Annotated in this window: 6 protein-coding genes and 2 rRNA genes (1 of these 8 running past the window's edge); 5 read left to right on the top strand and 3 right to left on the bottom strand. The window is 37.5% G+C overall.

Annotation, left to right across the window (positions count from 1 at the left end):
• Together COCH_RS02910 and rrf are read left to right on the top strand one after the other, a co-directional pair.
• Positions 1-1,722 (top strand): 23S ribosomal RNA (locus tag COCH_RS02910); it begins 1,121 nt to the left of the window's first position.
• Positions 1,723-1,896: 174 nt separating this feature from the next.
• Positions 1,897-2,006: ribosomal RNA gene (rrf, locus tag COCH_RS02905) — 5S ribosomal RNA — on the top strand.
• A gap of 56 nt (positions 2,007-2,062) precedes the next feature.
• Here rrf and COCH_RS02900 read toward each other — a convergent pair.
• The 3 genes from COCH_RS02900 to COCH_RS02895 form a co-directional block, all read right to left on the bottom strand.
• On the bottom strand, positions 2,063-2,821 hold the full coding sequence (locus COCH_RS02900; protein WP_015781856.1) for a hypothetical protein: 759 nt from the start codon (positions 2,819-2,821) through the stop codon (positions 2,063-2,065).
• 222 nt (positions 2,822-3,043) lie between these two features.
• Positions 3,044-3,175: a hypothetical protein gene (locus COCH_RS12575; RefSeq protein WP_002673950.1), complete on the bottom strand. Its 132-nt coding sequence runs from the start codon at positions 3,173-3,175 to the stop codon at positions 3,044-3,046.
• Positions 3,176-3,250: 75 nt separating this feature from the next.
• On the bottom strand, positions 3,251-3,478 hold the full coding sequence (locus COCH_RS02895; RefSeq protein ID WP_015781855.1) for a beta propeller repeat protein: 228 nt from the start codon (positions 3,476-3,478) through the stop codon (positions 3,251-3,253).
• A 429-nt stretch (positions 3,479-3,907) separates the two neighbouring features.
• On the opposite strand from COCH_RS02895, the gene COCH_RS02890 reads away from it, so the two are divergent.
• The 3 genes from COCH_RS02890 to cas9 all read left to right on the top strand — a co-directional run bounded on the left by COCH_RS02890 (position 3,908) and on the right by cas9 (position 10,245).
• A complete protein-coding gene (locus COCH_RS02890; RefSeq protein ID WP_015781854.1) occupies positions 3,908-4,804 on the top strand; it encodes a helix-turn-helix transcriptional regulator in 897 nt (298 codons plus the stop codon).
• A gap of 515 nt (positions 4,805-5,319) precedes the next feature.
• Positions 5,320-5,772, top strand: coding sequence for a D-aminoacyl-tRNA deacylase (gene dtd / locus COCH_RS02885; protein WP_041546906.1), 453 nt, complete (start codon positions 5,320-5,322; stop codon positions 5,770-5,772).
• A 192-nt stretch (positions 5,773-5,964) separates the two neighbouring features.
• A complete protein-coding gene (gene cas9, locus COCH_RS02880) occupies positions 5,965-10,245 on the top strand; it encodes a type II CRISPR RNA-guided endonuclease Cas9 (RefSeq protein ID WP_015781852.1) in 4,281 nt (1,426 codons plus the stop codon).
• Positions 10,246-10,561: the final 316 nt, after the last annotated feature.

Below are 10,561 nucleotides of genomic sequence, written 5' to 3'. Positions count from 1 at the left end.
AGTGCGTAACAGCTCACTAGTCGAGCGGTTGGGCATGGATAATAAACGGGCATAAGCATATTACCGAAGCTATGGGGTTATTGAAAGATATACCGGTAGGGGAGCATTCTATAGGCGTAGAAGCTAAAGGCGTGAGCCATAGTGGAGCTGATAGAAAAGAAAATGTAGGCATAAGTAACGATAAGGCAGGCGAGAAACCTGCCCGCCGAAAGATCAAGGTTTCCTCAGCTATGCTAATCAGCTGAGGGTTAGTCGGGGACTAACGCGCACCCGAGAAGGGGAAGTGGATGTACAACAGGTTAATATTCCTGTACCATTAATCTGATAAAAGTGACGGAACGAGATAACTACCGCGTACTGACGGAATAGTACGTTAAAGGAGCAGTTATAGCTTTGATAGTACACTGAAGCTTCGGCCGAGGTGATAGAGTGGTGACAACGTTTCCAAGAAAAGCGAAGATTAATGCCCGTACCGTAAACCGACACAGGTGATTGGGATGAGAATTCTAAGGCGCTCGAGAGATTCATGGCTAAGGAACTAGGCAAAATAGACCTGTAACTTCGGGAGAAAGGTCGCCTATCGTAAGATAGGCCGCAGTGAAGAGGTCCAAGCGACTGTTTATCAAAAACACAGGACTCTGCAAAATCGAAAGATGAGGTATAGGGTCTGACACCTGCCCGGTGCTGGAAGGTTAAGAGGAGAGCTTAGTGGTAACACGAAGGTTTGAATTGAAGCCCCAGTAAACGGCGGCCGTAACTATAACGGTCCTAAGGTAGCGAAATTCCTTGTCGGGTAAGTTCCGACCTGCACGAATGGTGTAACGATTTGGACACTGTCTCGGCCATGAGCTCGGTGAAATTGTAGTATCGGTGAAGATGCCGATTACCCGCAGTGGGACGAAAAGACCCTGTGCACCTTTACTATATCTTCGTATTGGTCTTGGATAAGTGATGCGTAGGATAGGTGGGAGACTTAGAAGCGGCTATTCTGGTAGTTGTGGAGTCGTTGTTGAAATACCACCCTTTGCTTATCTGAGGTCTAACCCTGCAGAGTGCAGGGGACAATTCGTGGAGGGTAGTTTGACTGGGGTGGTCGCCTCCAAAAGAGTAACGGAGGCTTCTAAAGGTTCCCTCAGCACGCTTGGTAACCGTGCGAAGAGTGCAATGGCATAAGGGGGCTTGACTGAGAGACCTACAAGTCGATCAGGTACGAAAGTAGAGCATAGTGATCCGGTGGTTCCGTATGGAAGGGCCATCGCTCAAAGGATAAAAGGTACGCCGGGGATAACAGGCTGATCTCCCCCAAGAGCTCACATCGACGGGGGGGTTTGGCACCTCGATGTCGGCTCGTCACATCCTGGGGCTGGAGAAGGTCCCAAGGGTTGGGCTGTTCGCCCATTAAAGTGGCACGCGAGCTGGGTTCAGAACGTCGTGAGACAGTTCGGTCTCTATCTACTGTGGGCGTTAGAAATTTGCGTGGATCTGACTCTAGTACGAGAGGACCGAGTTGGACGCACCGCTGGTGTATCTGTTGTCTTGCCAAGGGCATAGCAGAGTAGCTAAGTGCGGATGGGATAAGTGCTGAAGGCATATAAGTACGAAACCCGCCACAAGATGAGATTTCTTTTAAGGGTCGTGGGAGATGACCACGTTGATAGGTTACAGGTGTAACGGTGGTAACATCATAGCCGAGTAATACTAATCACCCGTAGACTTTTCGCGCAGTATTCTTTTTTTACTGGAACGTTAGTCAGAAAAATTGTCAATTATCCATTGTCAATTGTCAATTGAAAAATATGTTTTTTATCCCTATATGTTAAAAAAATAAGGTTACAGGTAGTAGGTTATAGGCATTAGGGATTACCCTGAAACCTAACCCCTGACACCTAAAAAGTTTAAGGTGGTTATAGTCAAAGGTCTCACCTCTTACCATTCCGAACAGAGCAGTTAAACCTTTTAGCGCAGATGGTACTACGGTCACGTGGGAGAGTATGTCGCCGCCTTCTTATAAAAAGAGCAATTCTGATAAAGAATTGCTCTTTTTTTATTGTTAATAAAATTTCTACTTTAAAAACTTCTTAGCTTCTTTAACAATAGCAGGTATTAGTTCTCGAGAAAAACTATTGCTTAATTGTCGGGTGTGGATAAGAATACGTTTGTTATCCTTACTAAAGTGTAAGAAATAGTGGTCTCTTCCTACTTTTATTTCCTTTTGAAAAACGACATCAAAAGTTTGTTCTAAATTAATGTGGTAACGTCTTGGATAATCATTGGCTGCTACAATTACAATAGGGAACTCCTTGAAAAAAGGCATTGCAAAGAGAGGTTTACGTTCTTCTATAGACTGTTTTCTAAGGGCTTCTATATCCTCATTTTTGTAGCTTTCTTTAGTAGGGTAGTCGCTGAACTCGGTGATGAAGAACTCCTTTTGAAAGTTGATTTTCTCAAGTTTTTCTCCCTGTAAAAATAGCTGTTCGTAGAGTTTTTCGTAGTTTAAATAGGTACGACTGGTTCCTCCTTTTTTGCTTTTATCCCAACTATTATATTGATTGCCGTAAGCATATAAGGGATTGTGAGAGAAGGGGCGCTGACCATCGTAGTTAGGTACTTCATTGGTAGAGAGTATGTGTTCCCATTGAGATACATTACTTTGGAAGAGCTCTTCTTTCTTCTTTTCTAAATTTTCGGTAGTCTCTTCTTGGGGAATGTGTGCGGCTTCTTTGCCGATTACTAAAACTTTACCGTTAGGGTTGCCATACCCTACAAATAGATTGTTGGCTTTGCAGTAGGCTACTGCCTCTTTGAATGCTTGTGTGTACATATATTAGGTGTTTAATTATTGTTTAACTTTTTAATGCCTGCAAATATACTAATTTTCTACTATAGTACATTCTTTTCTTACGATATGACTGGGCTTTCCATTATGATAGAAAATAGTTTCCCATTCTCCATTAGGAGCGTAATTGCGTATGAGTTTATTTTTCCATTTCCTTCTGAATCATATTCAATGCAAGAAAAAATGTTTTCGTTGTATGGGACTTCATTACTTTCTTCTTTCTGCCTCGTATTCTTTGTAAGTAGTTTGTACTTTTTTGTTAGCAAAGAAAGTATTAGGCTCCATTATAGGGAGGTAAAGCGATTCGAGGCTTCTTAAGTTGTTATTTTGTATTTTCATTGTTGTTTGAATGGTTTAATTTTGCAAACGTTTGGTAAGAGGAGGTTACCTTAAAAGCAACCTCCTCAGTTGTTTTTAACCTCGTTTGTACCAAGAGGTACCATTGTTATTAGAATAGTAAAAACCTTTGTCGGTTTGAGCTAAAAGTTCATTTCCAGAAACTAATAAGTCCTGAAAAGTAAAGGAGGTTGCTGTGTAACGAGGGTACCAAGTGCCTCCATTGTTGTTTGAACGTTCAATTTTTTTTGCATTAGTGGGACAGATACGAATAAGGTCTTTTCCCATAGTGACCATTAAACTCATAATTAAATATAGTTTTTAGTGAGTGCCTACTCTAAATGGTTTTCGGCTTCCCCAATGTTTTACAAAAATAGTTTGCGGGCATCCCGTTTTACTTAGCTCGTTGCCCGACCAAAGGCATAGTGTAAAGCAAAAGGAACGCCCGCATACGCGAACGCTTCCGTCTTTACTTTCTGTACACTATTGAAAAATTGGTCGTATTTCGAGCTTAGAAAATAAAAGCGAAACGCTACTAATATGTTTATTTTGTGTTTATCTGGTTTTTACTATAAAATATGTTTTATGAGTTTCTGCCAGCAAATATACAAAATAAAATGATATGTGCGTCCTTTTGCCTTGTTTTTTTTATTTCGGAAGCAAAAATATAATAATAGGGCGCAACAACTTGTCGTTTTGAAAAAACTTTATACTTTTGTTGAAAAAATATTGAAAATGAGTTTATCGAAAATATTTTCAAGGCATCGTTTTATTGTTGAACGATTGCGTATCAAACCCTGTACTAGTGAAGAATTAGAGAATGCTTGGGAGAGAAGTATAGAGAATACAGAGGGGCAACCTCTTGCTAAACGTACTTTACAACGTGATATTCAAATTATTAAAGAAGTTTACCATATAATTATTAAGTTTAACAAATCTCTTAAAGCATACGAAATCACAGAAGATAATGACCCCTATACCCAAAATCTCTTCGAGGCATTTGATGTGTTCAGAGCTTTGCAAAATTACGGTAATCTTTCTAAAGTTATTCAGTTTGATAGGCGATTGCCTGCGGGGACGGAGTATCTCTCACCCTTGCTTAGGGCTATTAAAGAACATCGTCAGCTAAAGTTGCACTATTATAAGTTTTGGGATAAAAAACAACAACCCCAAGTGCGTACGATAGAGCCTTATTTGCTAAAAGAGGCGCAAAGACGTTGGTATGTGTTGGCGTGGGATGTGGAGAAGAAAGCGCTACGGGTGTTTGGCTTGGATAGGATTACCCATTTAGATGACAGCAAAGATATTAAATATCAGCACGCTGTACCTGAGGGTGTGGAGTGTTTTTTCGACGATAGTTTTGGGGCGTGGGTAGATAGTGAGCACACACAAGCAGAAGAGGTGGTGCTTGCCTTTAAAAAATTGCCCAACGATTCAGTTTTTATGCCTAATCCGGCGGAATACCTCAAAGCGATGCCTCTGCATTCTTCGCAAGAGGTAGTGAGAGAAACTGACAATGAGATTGTACTCAAACTGCGCTTAAAAATTACACCAGACTTTGTTAGGGAGATACAATCGTATGGTGATAGAGTGAAAGTACTATCGGATAATGTGTTAATTTGCAAAAAATAGCGTGAGTTCGATGTAAAAGATGTTAGTGAATGCTTGGAGGTAGGTATGTGAGAGATTATGTCTCAGAATGTCGTAGCACGATAGGCAATGCGAGGCACACGGGTAGGTGATAATTAGCAAAAGGTGAGGAGAATTGGCAGGAGAATCTTGTACGATTATTATGGAAAAGGTGTATAAGTAGTTAAGAGTTAAAAGTTTTTTGAATGGACAATGAATAGTAAAAAAATTGTAGGGTAGGAGAGGCATTTGGAATTTGGGATTTATTCGAAGAAAAGACGAAGGAAAGACGAACAATGAACGAAGGAAAGACGAACAATGAACGAAGAAAAGACGAACCTAAGACGAATTTAAAGTGAAGCTAAGGAGAAGGAAAGAAGATATAATGATGATTTTTTTGGCAAAGTAAGAAGGAAGATGTAAGTGGAATGCTTCTGCTGATGAGGAGAAAACAGCATATTAACAAATCTGAGAGACAAACTCAGAAGGACTTGGAGAGTAATAAAAAAAGATATTTTATGAGAGTAGTTATTCAGCGTGTAACTCACGCATCGGTGGATATAGATAAGCAAACAGTAGCTTCTATCAATAAAGGTTTATTAGTATTGGTAGGTATAGAAGATAGCGACACCAATGAGGATATAGCGTGGTTATCGGCTAAAATAGTGAATTTACGCGTTTTTGACGATGAAAATGGGGTGATGAATCTTTCGGTAAAAGATGCAGGAGGAGAAGTGCTTATCGTGTCGCAATTCACCTTGCACGCCTCTACTAAAAAAAACAACCGCCCCAGCTATATAAAAGCAGCACGTCCTGAAGTTGCAATTCCTATCTATGAGGCGTTTATAAAGCAAGTGGAAAGTTTGTTAGGAAAGCGAGTGCCCACAGGACAGTTTGGGGCGATGATGCAAGTAGCCTTGTGTAATGACGGTCCTGTAACTATTCTTATAGATACAAAAAATAAGGAATAAAAAAGAACCCTATCACTAATATAATGATAGGGCTCCTTTAAATGTTTTCACAACGGAATAATCCTTATTGTGAATTGCTTTCAAATTGTGCGACAAAAGTAGGTATAATATTTTTAATGTGCAAATCTTTTTTTAATTTATTTTTACTTTTCATTTCTTTTTGTTATTTTTGCCTCACCAAATTACAAAACAATGAAAAATATACTTGGATTAGATTTGGGCACCACTTCAATAGGTTTTGCCCATATTGTAGAAGATGAAAACAAAGAAAAATCAGAGATTAAGGAATTAGGAGTGCGTATTGTGTCTTTAACCACAGATGAACAATCCGACTTTGAAAAAGGAAAATCAATAACTACTAATGCCAATAGAACCCTTAAGCACGGAGCAAGACTAAATCTTGATCGCTATCAACAAAGGCGAAAATATCTCATAGATTTATTGCAGAAAGCAAACCTAATTACTCCCTCCTCTATCTTAGCTGAAAATGGCAAAAATACCACACATTCTACTTGGCAATTGAGAGCTAAAGCTGTTACCGAACGTATCGAGAAAGAAGAGTTTGCTAGGATACTACTGGCTATTAATAAAAAACGAGGTTATAAAAGCAGTAGAAAAGCAAAAACTGAAGACGAAGGACAAGCAATAGATGGAATGGCTATAGCAAAGCGCCTCTATGATGAAAACTTAACTCCAGGACAGTTATCGCTACAATTACTTCAACAAAACAAAAAACTCCTCCCAGACTTTTATCGTTCAGATTTACAAAAAGAATTTGACCTCGTTTGGAATTTTCAAAAACAGTTTTACCCTGATATCCTAACAGATATTTTTTATAAAGAATTGCAAGGGAAAGGTAAGGATGCTACTTCAAAAGCTTTTTCTAAAAGATATCATTTTGACACAACTGAAAACAAAGGTTCTAAAGAATCTGTTCGTTTGCAAGCCTATCAGTGGCGTGCGGAGGCTATATCTAAACAACTTTCAAAAGAAGAAGTAGCTTATGTCTTAACCGAAATCAACAACAATTTGAACAATGCAAGTGGCTATTTAGGCGCTATTTCCGATAGAAGTAAAGAACTCTATTTCAATCGTCAAACAGTAGGGCAATACTTGTATGCAAAGCTTCAGGAAAATAGGCATAATAGCCTTAAAAATAAAGTGTTTTACCGTCAGGATTACTTAGATGAGTTTGAACGCATTTGGGAAACTCAAGCTTCATTTCACAAAGAATTGACTGATGAACTTAAAAAGCAAATCCGTGATGTGGTAATTTTCTATCAACGTAAACCTAAATCTCAAAAAGGATTGATATCATTTTGTGAGTTTGAGAGCAAAGAAATTGAGATAGAAAAAGACGGAAAAACTATAACTAAAAACATTGGAGCTCGTGTTGTCCCTAAATCCTCTCCTTTGTTTCAAGAATTTAAGATTTGGCAAATACTCAATAATGTTATCTGCAAAAGAAAAGGTATTAGGAAAAAGAAAATCTCTGCTAAGACTACTCAGTTAGATTTGCTCAATGAATCTTCTCAAACGATTTTTAGTTTGGATATGGAATGCAAACAACTCCTTTTTGACGAACTGAATCTAAAAGGAGACCTAAAATCGGATAAAGTACTGAAATTATTAGGCTATTCTCCTCAAGAATGGGAAATCAACTACAATCAATTAGAAGGAAATCGCACTCAAAAAGCACTCTATGAAGCCTATTTGAAGATTGTCGAAATGGAAGCTCACGATGTGAAAGATATTTTACAGATAAAATCTGCAAAAGACGATTGGTCTTTAGACGAATCTCCTCTTTCAGCTTCCGAAATCAGAGAAAAGGTAAAAGCTATCTTTCAAACATTAGGAATATGTACTAAAATCCTTTATTTTGACCCTCTTTTGCCTGTAAAAGAGTTTGAAGAGCAGGATTCCTATCAGCTATGGCATTTGCTTTATTCCTATGAAAGTGATGATTCTACCTCTGGTAACGAAACTCTTTACCGAATCTTAGAAAAGAAATACGCTTTTAAGAGAGAACACGCTAGAATACTCGCCAATGTAGCCTTGCAAGATGATTACGGTAGCCTATCTACTAAAGCTATCCGCAAGATATACCCTAATATAAAAGAAAATCAGTATAGCACAGCTTGTGAAAAGGCAGGTTATAAGCACTCTAAACTATCTCTAACCACAGAAGAATTAGAGGCTCGTGAACTGAAAAATATCATTCCACTACTTAAAAAGAACGCTTTGAGAAATCCTGTAGTTGAGAAAATTCTTAATCAGATGATCAATGTAGTGAACGCTTTGATTGAGAAAAACAGTGAACGAGATGCTGAAGGGAAAATTACAAAATATTTTCATTTCGATGAAATTCGCATTGAATTAGCTCGTGAGTTAAAGAAAAATGCGCAAAAGAGGTATGAAATGACCCAAAATATCAACAAAGCTAAATTAGAACATCAAAAGATTAGCGAAATACTTCAGAAAGAATTTGGCATCAAGAATCCTACGAAATCTGATATTATTCGTTATCGCTTGTATCAAGAATTGGAACACAATGGCTATAAAGAACTATATACTAATGCCCCTATAGCTCGAGATATGTTGTTTAGTAAAAATATTGAGATAGAACACATTGTTCCTAAGGCACGAGTGTTCGACGATAGTTTTTCTAATAAAACATTGACTTTCCATAGAATAAATAGTGACAAAGGAGAATATACTGCTTTTGATTATATTACTTCTTTAAATAGTGAAGAAGAACTCAATCAATATCTCACCAGAGTAGAAAATGCCTATAAAACAAAAAGCATTTCTCCTACTAAATACAAGAATTTACTCAAAAAAGCCTCTGAAATAGGTGATGACTTTATCAATAGAGACCTGAGAGATACTCAGTACATAGCTAAAAAAGCTAAAGAAATACTCTTCCAAGTAACTAAAAATGTGCTGTCTACCTCAGGAAGTATCACCGATAGATTGCGCGAAGACTGGGGCTTGGTAGATGTGATGAAAGAGTTAAATATGCCTAAATATCAGTCGTTAGGACTTACTGAAGTAGAAGAACGCAAAGATGGTAACAAAGTAACTGTGATTAAGAACTGGACAAAGCGTAACGACCACCGTCACCACGCAATGGATGCCCTTACGGTAGCTTTCACCAAACCTTCTTACATACAGTACCTCAATCATCTCAACGCTCGAAAAGACGAAAACAACAAAAATTATTCGGTTATTTTAGCTATCGAGGAAAAAGAAACAATTAAAGTTCCAACTAATAATGGTAAGAATAAGAGAGTTTTTATAGAGCCTATACCTAACTTTAGACAAGTAGCAAAAAAACACCTCGAAGAAATATTCATTTCGCACAAAGCAAAGAATAAAGTAGTTACCAAAAACACAAATAAACCTGCTGGCACTGATAAACAACAAATTACACTCACGCCACGAGGTCAGCTGCACAAAGAAACTATATATGGCAAATACCAATATTATATCAATAAAGAAGAAAAAATAGGTGTAAAGTTTGATGAAAGAACTATCGCAAAAGTCTCTAATCCTGTTTATCGCGAAGCATTGCTAAAAAGATTGCAAGCTAATGACAACGACCCTAAAAAAGCCTTTGCAGGGAAGAACGCACTATCTAAAAACCCTATTTATTTAGATGAATCAAAAACTAAAACTTTGCCAGAAAAAGTAAATCTCACCTACTTGGAAGAAGATTTTTCTATTCGGAAAGATATTTCTCCAGACAATTTCAAAGATTTGAAATCTATTGAAAAAGTAATTGATCAAGGAGTAAAACGTATTCTTATCAAGCGACTCCAAGCCTACGATAATGATCCTAAGAAAGCCTTTGTAGACTTAGAAAAGAACCCTATTTGGCTCAATAAAGAAAAAGGAATTGCGATTAAACGCGTTACTATAAGTGGCGTGAACAACGCTCAACCTTTGCACATAGGAAAAGACCATTTAGGAAAAACTACTTTAAATAAAGAAGGAAAAGAAATTCCTGTAGATTATGTAAGTACTGGCAATAACCACCACGTGGCTATTTATCGGGATAAAGAAGGTAATTTGCAGGAACAAATAGTTTCATTCTTTGACGCTGTCGTACGAGCTCAGCAAGGGATTCCTATTATTGATAAAACCTACAAACAAGCAGAAGGTTGGCAATTTCTGTTCACTATGAAACAGAATGAAATGTTCGTATTTCCCAATGCAACAACAGGTTTTAATCCTGCTGAAATAGACTTGTTAGATCCTAAAAATAAAAAATTGATAAGCCCCAATTTGTTTAGAGTACAAAAAATAGCTACTAAAGATTATTTTTTTAGACATCACTTAGAAACTAATGTAGAGACAGATAATATTTTAAAAAATGTAACTTGGAAGAGAGAAGGCTTGTCAGGGTTAAAAGATATCGTAAAAGTCCGTATTAATCACTTAGGCGATATTGTAAGCATAGGCGAATATTAAAAACCCTTTTTAAAAACCAATAAAATACTTCTTAAACTATGTTATACTAGGCAATCCTGCCCATTTGAAGTTATATGAGTCATTAAGTTGTTATCAATCGCAAAACTACAAAATTTGAAAGCAATTCACAACTGTACTAACGAGAGAGTCCAACATCAATTAGTTGTTATCAATCGCAAAACTACAAAATTTGAAAGCAATTCACAACAAAGCTGAGCGTAGGAAGTCTTGAGAGTCCGTTGTTATCAATCACAAAACTACAAAATTTGAAAGCAATTCACAACGAACTTTCATAACGACTCAAATCATCAATGGC

The organism is Capnocytophaga ochracea DSM 7271, assembly GCF_000023285.1.
GTDB classification, from domain to species: Bacteria; Bacteroidota; Bacteroidia; order Flavobacteriales; family Flavobacteriaceae; genus Capnocytophaga; species Capnocytophaga ochracea.
Note: the sequence above shows the minus strand (reverse complement) of the source record. Positions and strands in the feature narration are given on the sequence as shown.

Coding starts and splice junctions, on each gene's coding strand:
- COCH_RS02900 (WP_015781856.1), bottom strand. CDS start 2,821: ATGTACACACAAGCATTCAAAGAGGCAGTAGCCTACTGCAAAGCCAAC.
- COCH_RS12575 (WP_002673950.1), bottom strand. CDS start 3,175: ATGAAAATACAAAATAACAACTTAAGAAGCCTCGAATCGCTTTACCTC.
- COCH_RS02895 (WP_015781855.1), bottom strand. CDS start 3,478: ATGAGTTTAATGGTCACTATGGGAAAAGACCTTATTCGTATCTGTCCC.
- COCH_RS02890 (WP_015781854.1), top strand. CDS start 3,908: ATGAGTTTATCGAAAATATTTTCAAGGCATCGTTTTATTGTTGAACGA.
- dtd (WP_041546906.1), top strand. CDS start 5,320: ATGAGAGTAGTTATTCAGCGTGTAACTCACGCATCGGTGGATATAGAT.
- cas9 (WP_015781852.1), top strand. CDS start 5,965: ATGAAAAATATACTTGGATTAGATTTGGGCACCACTTCAATAGGTTTT.